Source organism: Ancylobacter sp. WKF20 (genome assembly GCF_029760895.1).
In the GTDB taxonomy this organism is placed as follows: Bacteria; Pseudomonadota; Alphaproteobacteria; order Rhizobiales; family Xanthobacteraceae; genus Ancylobacter.
The window spans coordinates 472016-486629 of the sequence record NZ_CP121679.1 but is presented as its reverse complement, the minus strand read 5'-3'; the positions used below and the strand labels follow the sequence as shown (position 1 = coordinate 486629).

The window sequence follows — 14614 nt, the reverse complement described above, 5'->3', positions numbered from 1 at the left end:
TTGCCTCACGCCGTTGCCGACTCGAACATGAAGCCGCGCCCGCGCACGGTCACGATCATCTGCCCGCCCTCCGGCGTTGCCTCCGCCAGCTTGTGCCGGAGATAGCCGACATAGACGTCCACCACGTTCAGCGACGCCCCGCCATGGCCGGCCCAGAGCGCGGCGAAAATGTCGGCACGGGCAAGCGGCTCACCGGCATGACGCATCAGCAGCGCCAGCAGTTCCACCTCGCGTTCGGTGAGGCGAACCCGCGTCCCGCCGATCTGCGCCTGTCGCGTATCGAGATCGAGCGTGACCGCGCCCACGGTAAGCACGCGCTGCTCACCCTCGCCATTGGAGCGGCGCAGCGCCTGCACCTTTACCCGCGCCAGCAATTCCTCGAAGGCGAAGGGCTTGATGATGTAGTCATCGGCCCCCGCCAAAAGCCCCTCGGTGCGCTCGTTCACGCTGGAGCGGGCGGAGAGCATGATGATGGGCGCGGTCTGCCCGCCGGCGCGCAGCGCGCGGCACACATCGATGCCCGAGCGGCCCGGCAGCATCACGTCGAGAATGATCGCCTCCAGCGACTTGCCGCTGGCCGCGCGCAGCGCCTGCTCGCCGTCGCCCACCAGTTCCACAGCATAGCTCTCCGAGGCGAAGCCGCGGCGCAGAAGCGAGCCGATATCGGGATCGTCTTCGACGATGAGAATGGTCATTGCGCCGCCTCCAGATTGATGTCGGGCACCCGGGCGGGCAGGCGCACGACCACGCAAGTGCCGCTCGGCCCATCTTCTCCGGTGCTGCTGTCGATGTCGATCCGGCCACCATGCCGATCCACGATCCATTTCGCCAAAGCGAGGCCGATGCCGAAGCCGGTGCCCTCGCGCCCCTCCCCCGCCCCGCGCCAGAACCGCTCGAACACATGCGGCAACTCATGGGCAGGAATGCCGGTGCCGTGGTCACGCACGCGGATCACCATGTCCTCGCCCTCCCGCGCCGCCTCAAGCCGCACGAGCTGGCCGGGCGTGGAATGGCGGACAGCGTTGGCGACAAGCCCGTCAAGCGTCTGGCGCAGCCATTCACGGTCCGCCTCCAGAACGAGGTCGTCGCCCTCGCAGGTGACCTCCAGCGGCAGGCCGGCGGCGCGGGCGACGGGCAGCATGCTCTCGCGCACATCCTCGAGCAGATCAGCGACGAGGAAGGGCCGTCGCTCCAGCTCGATCTGCCCGCTTTCCGAGCGGGCGATGCGCAGCAGATCCTCCACCCGGCGGTGAAGACGGCGGGCGCGGTTCTGGATGACCAGAAGCGCGGCGCGCAGATCCTCCTCGCTCGGCCGCCCGCCACGCAGCGTCACCTCCGCCTCGCCGAGAATGACGGTGAGCGGCGTGCGCAGCTCATGGCTCACATCAGTGAAGAAGCGCCGGCGCGCGAGGTCGATATTCTCCAGCCGGGCATTGGCGGCGCGCAGCTCGGCGGTGCGGGCATCGACGATCTCCTGCAACCGGCGCTGATCGGAAATCAGCCGCCCCTCGCGGCGGGCGAGATGCGCCGCCATGCGGTTGAAGCGCGCCATGGCGAGGCTCAGCTCGTCATGGCCGGTGACGGTGAGGCGGGTATCGGAGCGGCCCTGGGCGATCGCCGCGGCGGCGGTGGCGACATCGGCGACGCGCTGGACCAGCGAGGAGCCGACCGTGTGATAGGCCACGATGGCGACGACGAAGGCGAACACCACGCCGGCGAGGCCCCAGCGTATGGCCCGCTCGCGCAGCTCCTGCACCGCGAGCTGGGCGGCGCGGGCGTCGGTGCGCTCCTCTTCCATCGCCTGGCTCAGCGGCGCGCCGAAACCGGCGGCGAACACATCGAGCGCCACGCGCACGGCCATCGGGGCGTCCGGGCCGGCAAGCGCGGCGGTGATCTGTCGGTCCATCACCTCGAACTGGGCGTGGAGGCGGGCAACGGTGCGGCTGCGCGCCGCCATCAGCGTGCGCTGCTCCTCGTCGCCATAGCGCATGACATCGTCGGCCAGCGCGGCCTCGAAGCGCTGGAAGGCGGCGAAGGTGGCCGTGCGTGACGTCTGCAGCGCTTCCTCGCCGCGCGGGCCGGGCTGCTGCGCCGCCTGCAGCGAGATCAGCGCGTAATCACCGATGCGGCCGGAAATGGAGGAGAGCAGCTCCAGGCGATTCTGCGCCGAGACCAGACGGTCGAGCTGAGTGTTGGCGGTGCCGAGCGCAGCGACCAGCAGCAGGGCGGACGCCGCCGTGACCAGCACGGCAACCGCAAGCAGCAGCGCCATGCGCGTGCGCAACGACGATAACAGAACCCGCCCCATGCCTCTTCCCGATGCCCCGCCCGCGTTTAAGCGCTGGCCGACGCGGCCACACGCCGCAAGGGAATGATTCCACGGACGCAACGCCGGCGCACGCTGCGACGCAGCAGAGCGCGGCGGCTTTTTCTAGGGAGTGGGATCACGAGCCGGGGCGGCGCCTCGGCGGGTGGGGGTTGCGTCAGATGTCACAGCCGGTCAGATATCGCGACCGGCGGAACCGGGGGGCGCACAGCGCCACTTCAGCACCTTCCACTTCGGGTGGGTGCCACTCCACTCGGCAATGGTGGGCATCGCGCTCATCAGGCACTGGGTCGGCATGCCGGTGGCTTCCATGCTCACCGACAGCGCCTCTTCCCGGCAGGTGCCGGGGCTGGCGATCAGGCAGATAGACAGGATCAGTTCCATGCAGCAGGTCCTCTGGCGTGAGACACGGATCCCGGGCGCTTCCTTTCTGTCCGGAATGTTCTCGATCACGCTTCCGGCCCTGCTGCAACGCAGCAATTGTCAGGCCAGTTTAGCTTGCCATGCTTGTACGCGGCAACTGATGGATGAGTTCAGCGCGCGCTCGCCAAAAGATTGAGCTTGACGCGGCGGCGCATGCCCACGGCTTCGGCATGCCGCGAAGTTCCGCATTATCCGGTGCCGGCCTGCGCCATTCGTCGCGCCCCTCGGGAAAGGCATCGGAGCGCGTCGAATAGGCGGAAGAAGCCCTTGCGGACCAAGGCGAAGCAAGCCTAGTCTCTGCCCCGTAACGTGTCTGGTCGTGCTATCGGGCCAACCGGTTTGGTGACCCAAACGCTGCAACAAAGATAGCCGGGACATTGATGGAGGGGACACCCGCCCCTCATTCATGAAACCCTGTCTGGGAGGAAGTAGATGGCCAAGATCAATAAGGTGCTGATCGGCGAGTCGCTGGTCGGTGACGGCAATGAAGTCGCCCATATCGACCTCATCATCGGGCCGCGCGGCAGCGCCGCCGAGAGCGCGTTCCTCAACGCGCTGACCAACAACAAGGACGGCTTCACCTCGCTGCTCGCGGTGGTAACGCCGAACCTTCTCGCCAAGCCCAACACCATCCTGTTCAACAAGGTCACCATCAAGGACGCCCGTCAGGCCGTCCAGATGTTCGGCCCGGCGCAGTACGGCGTTGCCAAGGCGGTCGTGGATAGCGTCGCCGAAGGCGTGATCCCGGAAGAAGAGGCCGACGACCTGTACATTTCGGTCGGCGTGTTCATCCACTGGGAAGCGGCGGACGACGCCAAGATCCAGCAGTTCAACTACGAAGCCACCAAGCAGGCGATCAAGCGCGCCGTTGACGGCTCGCCGACGGTCAAGGAAGTGCTGGCGCAGGCCGGCACCGCCAAGCACCCCTTCGCCGCTTAGATCGGAAGCAACCCTGGGCAGACAACACCACCGCCCGCGGCCCCACAACATCCGAAGGGCCTGCTCCAGCGGTTGGCGGCGATCTTTCTCGACAAGTGACGGCGGTTCGCTGGCGTCACTTGCGCTGAGGTGAAGGCGGGACACCCCGCCTTCATCGAAACGCCGACTTCCCCCAAAGCCCGGAGCTCACGCTCCGGGCTTTTTCACTTTACGCGCAAGGATTTGGCCCGGAGCTCACACTCCGGCTTTGTCACTTTACGCGCAAGAATTTGGCCCGAAGCTCACGCCGCGGGCTTCTTCACTTCACGCGCAACGGTTTTTCCGGCGCGTCGGCACCTAGCTGCGCGGCGTCACCGGTTCGGGACGCGCAATGATGCCGGTGCGGGCGAGGAAGGCGTCGGCCAGCACCGGCGAGGCGCGCTCGCGCGGCGACAAATCGACCTTCACGTCGCGCGCCAGCGTCACCGGGTTGCCGGCCAGCACCACGATGCGGCTCGCCAGCGCCGCCGCCTCCCGCGGGTCATGGGTGACGAACAGCACCGTCGCGGGCCTCCGGGCCAGCAGCCGGCGCAGCAATTCGCGCAACTTCTCCGCTCCCGCCTGGTCGAGCGAGACGAAGGGCTCGTCCATGAGAAGCACGTCAGGCTCGACCGCGAAGGCGCGCGCCAGCGCCACACGGCGCTGCTGGCCGAGCGAGAGCCGGTCGGGATAGGCGCCCGCGAGATCAGTGATGCCGACCTCCTCCAGCATGGCGCGCGCCCTCCCCGTGCCCTCGCGACCGAGCGGCAGGGTGACGTTCTCGAGCACCGTGCGCCATGGCAATAGGCGCGGGCTCTGGAAGGCATAGGCGATGCGCGGCGCCGCGCCGGCAAAGCCCACCGCGCCACGATAGTCATCATCGAGACCGGCGACGATGTTGAGCAGCGTGGTCTTGCCGAGCCCCGAGGGACCGAGCAGCACGAGGAACTCGCCCGCGCCCACCTCCAGCCGGAAATCGCGGAAGATCTCCCGCGCCGGCGCACCGCCTTGTGCGGGGAAGCGCTTCTGCCCGATGTCGATGACGATCGCGCTCATCGCCGCCACCCATTCGCCCAGCGCTCCCATGGCTGGAGCAGCCCCATCTCGATGAGTTGCACAACGGCCGTGAACGCGAGCGCATAGGCGAGCACGGTCGCGACATCGAACATCTGGAACGCCGTCTGCAACTCGAAGCCGACACCGTTGGAACGGCCGAGCAGTTCCACCACCAGCACGATCTTCCAGGTAAGCGCGAGGCCCGAGCGGGCGCTGGCGGTGAAGAAGGGCACGAGCTGCGGCAGGGTGACGTGGCGCAGCGTGCGCCAGCGCGAGAGGCGATAAACGCGCGCCATCTCGTCGAGATCGCGCGACAGGGCGGCGGCGCCCTCGCGCATGGTCACGGCGACATTGGGGATCTTGTTGATCGACACGGCGGTGATCGCCGCCGCCTCGGTGAGCCCGAACCAGACATAGCAGAGGATGATGATCACCAGCGCCGGCAGGTTCAGCAGCACGATGATCCACGGCCCAAATAATTCGTTCAGCCGCGGCGAGCGGCCGAGCGCGATGCCGATGGCCGAGCCGAACGCCATGGCGATGAGGAAGGCGGCGGCCACCCGCGCCAGCGTGATGGCGATGTTGCGCTGGAGCGCGCCGGTCTCCGCCGTCCGCTCCAGCGCCGCCAGCACGGCGGCGGGGCCCGGCAGCAGCGGCGACGACGCCCAGAGCGCCGCGCCGTACCAGACAAGCAGGAGTGTCGCGAGCGACGCCACCGTCATGCCGAGACGCGACACGGTGGACACGCGTGTCTACTCCCCGATCGGCGCGAAGAGCGCGCGCTCGAAGCGCGGATTCTGCCCGACAAGCTCGGCCCCGCCGAGTTGGGCGAGCACGCCGAACAACTTCTCGCACGAGGCACGCTCGGCCTCGCCGAAGCTGCCGGGAATGCCGGCGCGGTAATAGTCGCGCAGCCAGCTGAACTCGGCATCATCAGCCGCCTGCATGATCGGGCGGATGCGGGTCCAGGCGTCGTCCGAGGTCGCGAGCACCTTGTTGGCCGCCGCTGCCGCGCGCAGGAAGGCGGCAATGGCCGCGCCCTTCTCGCCCATCACGGCGGTGCGCCAGACATAGCCGACCAGCGGCGGCGCCGGGTCGATGCCGAGGCCGGTGACGACCTCCTTCATGTCGAGCATCCGCCGGAAGCCGCGCGCGTCGAGCCGGGCGGCATAGGGCCAGAAGGTGAGCACCGCATCGACCCGGCCGAGCGCGAGCTGCTCGCTGACCAGAGGCGGCGCGCCATAGACCGGCTCGCAGATGTCGATGAGGTCACGGCCGAGCTTGGCCTTGGCATAGGCGCGCAGCAGCAGCCAGCTCTTGTCCACCGCCCCGCCAGCGACGCCGAGCTTGCGGCCCTTGAGATCGGCCAGCGTCTTCACCGGCCCGTCCGGCGCCACCATCAGCGCGCCGAGCGCGGTGGAGAACGGCGCGAAGCGCATCGCCTCGCCATCATTCAGCCGGCGCATGGCCCACAGCCAGTCGCTGACGATGAGATCAATATCCCCCGCCTGCAGCGCGACCGTTGTCGCCTGGCCACCGGCGAAATCGACGCTCTCCAGCGCGAAGCCCTCGCGCGTGTCGAGCTTTTCGGCGCGGACCGTGTCCAGCAGCCAATTGAGCGTGCCGAATTTGAGCGTGCCGACCCGCAGCTTCGGCAGGGGCGCCTGCGCGAGGGTGGGGGTGGCGAGCGGGGCGAGCCCGATCGAAAGCGTGGCGGCGGCGAGCAGCGTCCGGCGGGAGACGCCGGCAGGGGGAATCATGGAGCGGCCTTTCCGGTCATCGGCGGGTCGAGCAGGCGGTTGCGCACCAGATACGAGATTCCCCGGCCCCAGGACTCATCCGTGTTGTTGCGAATGTCGGCGCTGCCGGCGCGCAGCACGGCGCCGGTCGCGACATCGCGCACCTGGAAGTTGATGTTGAGGATGAGGTTGGAGACCTTCTGCACGAGGCCGATCACTTCGATGTCGGCGCCGAGCGTGCGGGCGATCGGCAGTTCGCAGCCATTGCAGTTGCGCAGCGGCGCCGCCTCGGTGAGCGCCGCCTGCTGGGGCGTGAGATCGACCACCTCATAGCCGGCCTTGGCGAGGCGCTCGCGCACATCGGCGGTGATCAGCGCGAGGCGCCGCACCTCCTCGGGCTTCGGCCCACGCGGGTCGAACTCCCCGCTGGTGTCGAGCAGCTCGAAATCGAACACCGCCACGCGGGTGGCGGCCTCGCTGACGCCGACGAGGCCCAGCATCATCAATCCGGCCAGCGCCAGCCGGTGCATCCCGGCCCGTCCACGAACGTTCATCCTGTCGCCTCCCGGTGGCGGTTTTGCCGGGATCATACTCTCTGGAAACTTCCCCGCAACCATCCGGGAAAAAGTTCCCGATTTTAATACATCATGTATAGTTGCATCACGAAGAAGATACTCAATTCTTATTATATTCTTATATAATCTAATATGTTGAATACTTATTCGCATCTGCTTAGACTTTTACCCGACGGCATAGAAAAGTTCCGAGAACATCACGCCGTGGGATGGAAACGCCAATGAACCCGAGGGCCCGCGCCGCCGCCACGGCGCTTGTCATCTTCGGCTACGCCGTGCTGCCGGCTGCCGCCCAGAATGCCGCCCCGTCCGCCAGCCCGCCGCTGGCGGCAAAGCCTGCCGCGGCGATCGCGCCCGAGCAGACCTTCCGCATCGGGGTGATCCGCCAGCTTCCCGTGCCGCCGCCGTGGATCGCTCCGCTGCAGATGCCGCCGGACAATCTCGGCATTGCCGGAGCCGAGCTTGGCATCAAGGACAACCTGACTAGCGGGCGCTTCCTCAAGCTCGACTACAAGCTGACAACCGAGATCGTGCCGACCGATGGCGATCCCCTCCCCGCCGCGCAGAAGCTGGTGGCGGACGGCAATAATTTCCTGCTGCTCGACGTGCCCGCCGACCAGCTCTTGCGCATCGCCGACGCGCTGAAGGACAGCAAGGCTCTCCTCATCAATGTCGGCGCGACCGATGACCGCCTGCGCCAGCAGGACTGCCGGGCCAATGTGTTCCACATTGCCCCCAGCCGGGCGATGCTGACGGATGCGCTGGCGCAGTTCCTCATCACCAAGCAGTGGCGCAACTGGTTCCTGATGACCGGGCGCACCGAGGGCGACCGGCTCTATGCCGAGGCCATGCGCCGCTCCGCCAAGAAGTTCGGCGGCAAGATCGTTGCCGAGAAGACCTGGGATTATGGGCCGGATGCCCGCGCCACCGCGCAATCGGAAGTGCCGCGCGGCACGCAGGTCGGCGAGTACGACATGCTGATCGTCGCCGATGAACTCGGCGAGTTCGGCGACATCCTGCCCTACAACACCTGGCTGTCGCGCCCGGTCGCCGGGACGCAGGGGCTGATGCCGCTCTCCTGGCACCCGACCATGGAGAACTGGGGCGCCTCGCAGCTGCAGAGCCGCTTCTTCAAGCTGTCCAACCGCCTGATGCAGCCGCTGGATTTCCAGATGTGGGAAGGCGTCTTCTCCATCGGCTCAGCGAGCTTGAAGACGCGCTCCAGCGACCCGGACAAGGTGCGCGCGCAACTGCTGTCGCCCGATTACGACCTGCCGGTGTTCAAGGGCGTGGCGGCGAGCTTTCGCGACTGGGACCACCAGCTGCGCCAGCCCATCCTGCTGACCCACGCCACCAACACGGTGACCCTGTCGCCGCAAGCGGGCTTCCTGCACCAGTCCTCGCCGCTCGACACGCTCGGCTTCGACCGCCCCGAGAGCACCTGCAAATTCAACTAGATCAACGATTTAGAACAAGAACCGCCTGGAGGAACCGATGAAACGCCACCTGATGCTTTCCGCCGGCCTTGCGCTCGCGGGAATCCTGATGGCCGATGCCGTCCCGGCTCTCGCCGAGCGCGCCTTCATTTCCAATGAGCGCGACCACACCATGACCGTCCTCGACATGAAGACGCTCAAGGTGATCGAGACGGTGAAGACCGGCCGCCGCCCGCGCGGCATCACGGCGAGCCCGGACGGCAAGCTGATCTATCTGTGCGCCTCCGACGACAACCGCGTCGAGGTCTATGACGCGCAGACGCTGAAGCTGGTTAAGACGCTGCGCTCGGGCCCCGACCCGGAGCTGTTCGTGCTCCACCCCTCGGGCAACCCGCTCTACATCGCCAACGAAGACGACAACATGGTCACGGTGGTGAATGTCGAGAACAACGAGCTGATCGCCGAGATCCCGGTCGGTGTCGAGCCGGAAGGTATGGGCATCAGCCCCGACGGCAAGTACATGGTCAACACCTCCGAGACCACCAACATGGCTCATGTGGTGGACACGGCGACCAATGAGATCATCGAGAACATCCTCGTCGACTCCCGCCCGCGCATCGCCGAGTTCTCGGCGGACGGCAAGCAGCTTTGGGTGTCCTCCGAGGTCGGTGGCACGGTGTCGGTGATCGACCCGGCGACCTGGAAAATCGTCAAGAAGATCTCCTTCAAGATCCCCGGCGTGAACAATGACGCCATACAGCCGGTCGGCGTGCGCCTGACCAAGGACGGCGCCAAGGCCTTCATTGCCCTCGGCCCAGCTAACCGCGTCGCCGTGGTGAACGCCAAGACGCTTGAGGTGGAAAAATATCTCCTCGTCGGCCAGCGCGTCTGGCAGCTCGGCTTCACGCCGGACCAGAAATTCCTGATCTCGACCAACGGCAATTCCAACGACGTCTCGATCATCGACGTCGCCGCCGAGAAGGTCACCAAATCCGTGACGACGGGCCGCGCGCCCTGGGGCGTGGTCGTGGTGCCGTAGGGCGCCGTCAACTCAACAATAGCAACAGGTTCGGAGGATTCCCCATGAAGCTGCCCCTCGCCGCCGCCCTCGCGGCCACACTCGCCGCCCCGCTGGCCCTCGCCGGTGCCGCCTATGCCAAGGGCGACCTGACCCTCAAGCCGATCGAGCTACCCGGCCTCAAGCTGGGTCTCGGCGACGCCGGCTATGGCGTGTCGCAAAAGACCTATGAGCTGGAGACCGGCAAGGCCTACCAGCTGGAGATTTCCTCCACCGGCAAGAAGGAATGCGCTTGGCAGGCGCCGGGCCTGTTCCAGTCCATCTTCCTGCGCAAGGTCGAGGCCGGCGACATGGAGATCAAGGCCATTGGCCTCACCGAACTCGAATTCGAGGAAGAGGGCGAGGCCGAGATGTTCTTTGTGCCGATCAAGCCCGGCACCTTCGCCTGGTACTGCAAGGGCATGGAGGAGCGGGGCATGAAGGGCGAATTCATCGTGAAATGACGCGACTCCGCGCTACTCTCTCCTCGTGAAAACTCATCCCCGGCCCCGGCCGGGGATTTCCTTCTTCCGACCGGACGATGCCATGACGGGCGCTCCCCCTTCCGCCCTGCCGACGCCGGAGCTGCCACCCTCGCCGGCTGCGCGCATGCCGGCCCTCGCCGTTCATCACGTCACCCACACCTTCGGCGCCCGCAAGGCGCTGGACGATGTGAGCCTCACCGTACCCGCCGGCAGCTTCACCGCCCTGCTCGGCCCGAATGGCGCGGGCAAGACCACGCTGTTTTCCCTCATCACCCGGCTCTACGACAACCGCTCGGGCCGCATCGACGTGCTCGGCCATGATGTGCGCCGCACACCGGCGGCGGCCCTGAGCAAGCTCGGCGTGGTGTTCCAGGCGCGCACGCTGGATCTTGAACTCACCGTGGCGCAGAACCTCGTCTATCACGCGACGCTGCACGGCATGGGCTTCGCCGCCGGGCGGCGCCGCGCGCTGGAAGTGCTCGACCAGGCCGGCCTCGCTGAGCGCGCCGGCGACAAGGTGCGCCGCCTCTCGGGCGGGCAGATGCGCCGCGTCGAAATCGCCCGCGCGCTGATGCACCGTCCGAGCCTGCTGCTGCTCGACGAGCCGACCGTCGGCCTCGACATCGCCTCGCGCGCCGCGCTGGTGGCGCAGGTCCGCGCGCTGGTTGCTCAGGAGGGCATCGGCGTGCTCTGGGCGACCCACATCATCGAGGAAATCGCCGCCACCGACCGCATCGTCGTGCTGCATCGCGGCCGTATCCGCGCCGAGGGCGCCCATGACGACGTGCTGGCGCAAACCGGTACGTCCGACATTTCCGACGCCTTCCTCAAGCTGGTGGGCGACGGGCCGGGAGGGCCGGCATGAGCGACGCCCCGCCCCGCTTCCGCCTGCCGCTGGCCGGCTACCTCGTCTGCATGGCCGGCATCTGCTGGCGCGAGGGGCTGCGCTTCCTCAACCAGCGCGGCCGCTTCCTATCGGCGCTGGTGCGTCCGCTGGTGTGGCTGTTCATCTTCGCCGCCGGCTTCCGCTCGGTGCTCGGCGTCTCGATCATCCCGCCCTATGAGACCTATGTGCTCTACGAGGTCTATGTGACGCCGGGGCTGGTCGCGATGATCCAGCTGTTCAACGGCCTGCAATCCTCGCTCTCCATGGTCTATGACCGCGAGGTCGGCGCGATGCGCATCCTGCTGGTGAGCCCCTATCCGCGCTGGTTCCTGCTGGTGTCCAAGCTGGTCGCGGGCATCTGCGTGTCGCTGCTGCAGGTCTATGCCTTCCTGCTGGTCGCCTGGTTTTGGGAAGTCGAGCTGCCGCCCATCGGCTATGTCGCGGTGATTCCGGCGCTGCTGCTGTCCGGTCTGATGCTCGGCGCCATGGGGCTGCTGATGTCCTCGGTCTTCCGGCAGATGGAGAACTTCGCCAGCGTGATGAACTTCGTGATCTTCCCGATGTTCTTCGCCTCCTCCGCGCTCTACCCGCTTTGGCGGGTGCAGGAGAGCAGCCTCGTGCTGTGGTGGATCTGCACGCTCAACCCCTTCACCTATGCGGTGGAGCTGATCCGCTTCGCGCTCTACGGCCAGTTCGCCCCACTGGCGGCGCTGGTTGTCGCCGGTTGCGCGGTTGTGTTCCTCGCCGCCTCGATCCTCGCTTATGATCCTTCCGCCGGCGTCATGGCCCGCCGCGGCGGGCCCGACGACGCCAAATGAGCCGCGCTCAAGACGCGGCCGATAACGAGAAGCCCGGAGGAACCACGATGCCGATCACCACCCCACGCTTCGCCCGAACGCGGCCGCTGGCGCGCTGCCTCGCCGTGGCCGCCGCCCTCATGGGCGGGCTGTGTGCCGCTCCGGCGCTGGCCGCCTCCCCCACCGGCCTGTGGCCCTGCATCCAGCCGCGCGTTGCCAGTCTCGCCGCGGCGCAGATGTGGGCCGGCCCGCCGGTCGACGGGCTCGACTGGCGCGCCGACGCCAAGGTTTCCGAGCTTGTCCCTGTGCTCGCCGCGCGCCGCACGCCGCTCGAGCAGGCGGACACGCTGATCGAGGACTTCGCCAAGACCGCCGGACCGGACAAGAACCTGCGCCTCACGCTGCTCTTCGCGGGGGTGTTCGACCAGATCAACGGCCTGCGCAGCCGCATCCTCACCGGTATTGAACGCTACGCCAAGCATCAGATCGACCTGTCGCAGCGCATCAAGGAAGAGAGCCTCGCCCTCGCCAAGGCGAAGAAGGCCGCCGTCACCGACGACGACAAGGCCAAGACGGTCGAGCTGGAGAAGCAGGTGCTGTGGGACACCCGCATCTACGACACCCGCGCCCAGGCCGTCACCGCCGTCTGCGAAAGCCCGGTGATCCTCGAACAGCGCGCCTTCTCCCTCGCCCGCTCGATCCAGAACGCGATGGATTGAGGCGCGGTCGGCTTATCCTGGCAGCCGCCGCAGGCGCAGCGCGACGCTGGCGATGATGAGGGCGTGAAGGATCAGCGCGCCGGCAAGGCCCCAGCCATGCTGGGCCAGGGTCGTGCCGGGGTCGCGGCCGATCACCGTGAGGGTGACCAGCGAGAGCGGCAGGAACAGCACGAGCGAGGTGACGAGACCGGGATTGTAGCGCTTCAGCCGCGCGGCGGCGCCGAGGTGGGTGAGCGCATTGACCAGCATGGCATAGGGCGCGATCAGGCCGTAGCCCGGCCCGACGAAGGCAGCGGCGTAGAGCGCGGCAAGGTTGAGGCCCCAGACCGCGCCGACATTGATGACGAGCACGTTGAGCACGGTGAGCCCTTCGCGCCCGCCGAACACGATGCTGTTGGCGAAGCGCCGGAACCGGTCGCCCGTGTGCTCCTCCACCTGATGGATCATGTAGCCGGGGCTGTGCAGGAAGATCAGCAGCAGCGGCAGCGCGAAGGCCGCATGCAGAACCGGCACCAGGGCCAGAAGCGCGCCGGCCATGAAGGCCGCGGCGACCACCCAGCGGGCGGCAAGCCAGGACGTGAAACCTGTGAGACGCGGCATGTTCTCCCCCCTGCCCGACCGGTGGGACGGGCGCAGCGGGCGCGCTCATTCCATCGGCGTGGCCTTTTCCAGCGGAAGGCCGGCCTTGGCCCAGCCATCGGCGCCGGCAGGATACCAGACCACGCCGGTATATCCGTAGGCGAGCGCGCGGCGGGCGGCGTTCCAGCTCATCCAGCAATCGGTCATGCAGTAGAACACCAGCGTTGCGTCGAGCTTGCCCGCGCTCAGGGCGTCGAGGCCGCGGCGGAAATAGGTGTCCATCTCCGGGCTCAGGGCGCCATAGCCGACATTGGGCAGCCAGGCGCTACCGGGCAGATGCTCGCGCGGCTTGTCGCGCCACACCGTGCCCGCCGGCAGATTGGCCGGCTTCACGTCACGCGGCATGACATCGACGAAGGTCGCGGCCTTGTCCCGCCAGAGTTGCGCGGCGGCGGCGGTGTCGATGACGCGGGCGCCCGCGAGCGTCGCGGGCGTCGGGGCACGGTAGGCCTCCATGCGGTAGCCATCCGGCTCCGGCACGGCGGCGGCCGGGGAGCTCTCCTGGCTCGACACCGGAGAGAGCGCGAGCAGGACGAGGGCAAGGCCCGCCATGCCGAGCCAGGCAAGGCGGCTCAGCGGAGGTTCGGGGCGGGGCCGGTTCTGGCGTTTGAACATGACGTCCTCATTTCATCCCGCCCGGCGCCCCCGCCGTTTTGGTCACGGTGCGGGTTGCACCGGCCGGTTCTGTGCGTCCAGCAAGGGAACGCCGTAATCCAGCAGGATCTTGTCGATGGCGCCCTGCTCGGCGGCGATGAACTGGTTGAGCTGGTGCTTCCAGTTCAGTTCGCCCGGGCGGATACCGAAGGTGATGCGGTAGACGAGCGCGGGATCGCCCTTCTCCTTCACCAGCGGAATCACCGCGAGCGGCTTCTCCGACTTCTTGGCGTAATAGCCGCCGATCGGGCCCCAGAGGATTCCGGCATCAATCGCGCCATCATTGATGTCGGCGATCATGGCCTCGGCCGGACTCTCGAAACGCCGGTCGACCATCAGCGCATAGGGACGGGCCATGCCCATCAGGCCGTTGCGGGCCATCAGGTCGCCGGGCGGCGAGCCCGCCACCACGCCGATATGCCGGCCCTTGAGGCGCGGGTCCTCCAGCGTCGTCACATCGGCAAGGTCGCTCCCCTTGGGGGTGATGAGCACCCAGGCGGAGCGGTAATAGGGATTGGTGTTGAGCACCGGATCCCCGCCAGCGACATAGCCCATCACGATGTCGCAGCGCTTGGCGCCGAGCGTCATGCGGTAGAAGCCGGTCGCCTGCGGGAACCAGGTATAGTCGAGGGTGAGACCGAGCTTGTCGGCCAGCAGTTCCGCCACCTTGTTCTCGAAGCCGGCGCCCGCCTCATTGGTGAAGGGCATGTTGGCGGGATCGGCGCAGACCCGAAGCGTCGAGCGGTCGACGAGATCGGAGACTTGCGCCTGCGCGCCCTGCAGAGCGAGCGCGCATAGCGCGGCGAGGGCCAGCGCGCACGCGCCGGACGTGCGCCTCAGGCCAGCGGCCATGCGCCTGCCCACC

The 14614-nt window shown here is 67.5% G+C and carries 18 protein-coding genes; 8 read left to right on the top strand and 10 right to left on the bottom strand.

The features are described 5' to 3' along the window. Positions 1-5: 5 nt before the first annotated feature. The 3 genes from AncyloWKF20_RS02225 to AncyloWKF20_RS02215 all read right to left on the bottom strand — a co-directional run bounded on the left by AncyloWKF20_RS02225 (position 6) and on the right by AncyloWKF20_RS02215 (position 2710). Complete coding sequence (locus tag AncyloWKF20_RS02225) at positions 6-695, bottom strand: response regulator transcription factor (RefSeq protein WP_279316342.1); 690 nt, start codon at positions 693-695, stop codon at positions 6-8. Beyond that, the gene (locus tag AncyloWKF20_RS02220; RefSeq protein WP_279316341.1) at positions 692-2272 is read right to left on the bottom strand and encodes a HAMP domain-containing sensor histidine kinase; all 1581 of its coding nucleotides are present in this window, start codon (positions 2270-2272) and stop codon (positions 692-694) included. The genes AncyloWKF20_RS02225 and AncyloWKF20_RS02220 overlap by 4 nt, the downstream gene beginning before the upstream one ends. A 228-nt stretch (positions 2273-2500) precedes the next feature. Further along, positions 2501-2710 carry a hypothetical protein gene (locus AncyloWKF20_RS02215; RefSeq protein WP_279316340.1) on the bottom strand — a complete coding sequence of 70 codons (210 nt, stop codon included), beginning with the start codon at positions 2708-2710 and terminating at the stop codon, positions 2501-2503. On the opposite strand from AncyloWKF20_RS02215, the gene AncyloWKF20_RS02210 reads away from it, so the two are divergent. Then, positions 2709-2885: a hypothetical protein gene (locus AncyloWKF20_RS02210; RefSeq protein WP_279316339.1), complete on the top strand. Its 177-nt coding sequence runs from the start codon at positions 2709-2711 to the stop codon at positions 2883-2885. The two genes, AncyloWKF20_RS02215 and AncyloWKF20_RS02210, sit on opposite strands and share 2 nt — an antisense overlap. 296 nt (positions 2886-3181) lie before the next feature. Next, positions 3182-3688 (top strand): formaldehyde-activating enzyme, encoded by a 507-nt coding sequence (fae, locus tag AncyloWKF20_RS02205; RefSeq protein WP_279316338.1) that lies wholly within the window; start codon positions 3182-3184, stop codon positions 3686-3688. Between the two features lie 336 nt (positions 3689-4024). Here fae and AncyloWKF20_RS02200 read toward each other — a convergent pair whose 3' ends face one another. The 4 genes from AncyloWKF20_RS02200 to AncyloWKF20_RS02185 are packed head-to-tail and all read right to left on the bottom strand — an operon-like array spanning position 4025 to position 7055. Beyond that, positions 4025-4771 carry an ABC transporter ATP-binding protein gene (locus AncyloWKF20_RS02200; RefSeq protein ID WP_279317853.1) on the bottom strand — a complete coding sequence of 249 codons (747 nt, stop codon included), beginning with the start codon at positions 4769-4771 and terminating at the stop codon, positions 4025-4027. Further along, positions 4759-5508, bottom strand: coding sequence for an ABC transporter permease (locus AncyloWKF20_RS02195; protein ID WP_279316337.1), 750 nt, complete (start codon positions 5506-5508; stop codon positions 4759-4761). Before AncyloWKF20_RS02195 ends, AncyloWKF20_RS02200 begins: the two co-directional genes overlap by 13 nt. Before the next feature lie 6 nt (positions 5509-5514). After that, positions 5515-6522: an ABC transporter substrate-binding protein gene (locus tag AncyloWKF20_RS02190; protein WP_279316336.1), complete on the bottom strand. Its 1008-nt coding sequence runs from the start codon at positions 6520-6522 to the stop codon at positions 5515-5517. After that, the gene (locus AncyloWKF20_RS02185) at positions 6519-7055 is read right to left on the bottom strand and encodes a DUF3280 domain-containing protein (protein ID WP_279316335.1); all 537 of its coding nucleotides are present in this window, start codon (positions 7053-7055) and stop codon (positions 6519-6521) included. The genes AncyloWKF20_RS02190 and AncyloWKF20_RS02185 overlap by 4 nt, the downstream gene beginning before the upstream one ends. Positions 7056-7297: 242 nt before the next feature. On the opposite strand from AncyloWKF20_RS02185, the gene AncyloWKF20_RS02180 reads away from it, so the two are divergent. The 6 genes from AncyloWKF20_RS02180 to AncyloWKF20_RS02155 all read left to right on the top strand — a co-directional run bounded on the left by AncyloWKF20_RS02180 (position 7298) and on the right by AncyloWKF20_RS02155 (position 12456). Continuing rightward, the gene (locus tag AncyloWKF20_RS02180; RefSeq protein ID WP_279316334.1) at positions 7298-8533 is read left to right on the top strand and encodes an ABC transporter substrate-binding protein; all 1236 of its coding nucleotides are present in this window, start codon (positions 7298-7300) and stop codon (positions 8531-8533) included. 37 nt (positions 8534-8570) lie between these two features. Then, positions 8571-9551 (top strand): YVTN family beta-propeller repeat protein, encoded by a 981-nt coding sequence (locus tag AncyloWKF20_RS02175; RefSeq protein WP_279316333.1) that lies wholly within the window; start codon positions 8571-8573, stop codon positions 9549-9551. A 44-nt stretch (positions 9552-9595) separates the two neighbouring features. Continuing rightward, the gene (locus tag AncyloWKF20_RS02170) at positions 9596-10033 is read left to right on the top strand and encodes a copper-binding protein (protein WP_279316332.1); all 438 of its coding nucleotides are present in this window, start codon (positions 9596-9598) and stop codon (positions 10031-10033) included. An 82-nt stretch (positions 10034-10115) separates the two neighbouring features. Next, entirely contained in the window at positions 10116-10919 is an 804-nt protein-coding gene (locus AncyloWKF20_RS02165; RefSeq protein ID WP_279316331.1) for an ABC transporter ATP-binding protein, read from the top strand. Further along, on the top strand, positions 10916-11758 hold the full coding sequence (locus tag AncyloWKF20_RS02160) for an ABC transporter permease (RefSeq protein ID WP_267583056.1): 843 nt from the start codon (positions 10916-10918) through the stop codon (positions 11756-11758). Before AncyloWKF20_RS02165 ends, AncyloWKF20_RS02160 begins: the two co-directional genes overlap by 4 nt. A gap of 47 nt (positions 11759-11805) precedes the next feature. Beyond that, positions 11806-12456 carry a hypothetical protein gene (locus AncyloWKF20_RS02155; protein WP_279316330.1) on the top strand — a complete coding sequence of 217 codons (651 nt, stop codon included), beginning with the start codon at positions 11806-11808 and terminating at the stop codon, positions 12454-12456. Between the two features lie 12 nt (positions 12457-12468). Here the strand turns inward: AncyloWKF20_RS02155 and AncyloWKF20_RS02150 are convergent, their stop codons facing one another. Genes AncyloWKF20_RS02150 through AncyloWKF20_RS02140 form a run of 3 tightly spaced genes read right to left on the bottom strand, consistent with a single transcriptional unit; the run spans position 12469 to position 14601 of the window. Then, the gene (locus AncyloWKF20_RS02150; RefSeq protein ID WP_279316329.1) at positions 12469-13056 is read right to left on the bottom strand and encodes an HXXEE domain-containing protein; all 588 of its coding nucleotides are present in this window, start codon (positions 13054-13056) and stop codon (positions 12469-12471) included. Positions 13057-13101: 45 nt separating this feature from the next. Further along, the gene (locus AncyloWKF20_RS02145; protein ID WP_279316328.1) at positions 13102-13710 is read right to left on the bottom strand and encodes a PQQ-dependent catabolism-associated CXXCW motif protein; all 609 of its coding nucleotides are present in this window, start codon (positions 13708-13710) and stop codon (positions 13102-13104) included. A 42-nt stretch (positions 13711-13752) separates the two neighbouring features. Further along, positions 13753-14601, bottom strand: coding sequence for a substrate-binding domain-containing protein (locus tag AncyloWKF20_RS02140; RefSeq protein WP_279316327.1), 849 nt, complete (start codon positions 14599-14601; stop codon positions 13753-13755). Positions 14602-14614 lie beyond the last annotated feature (13 nt).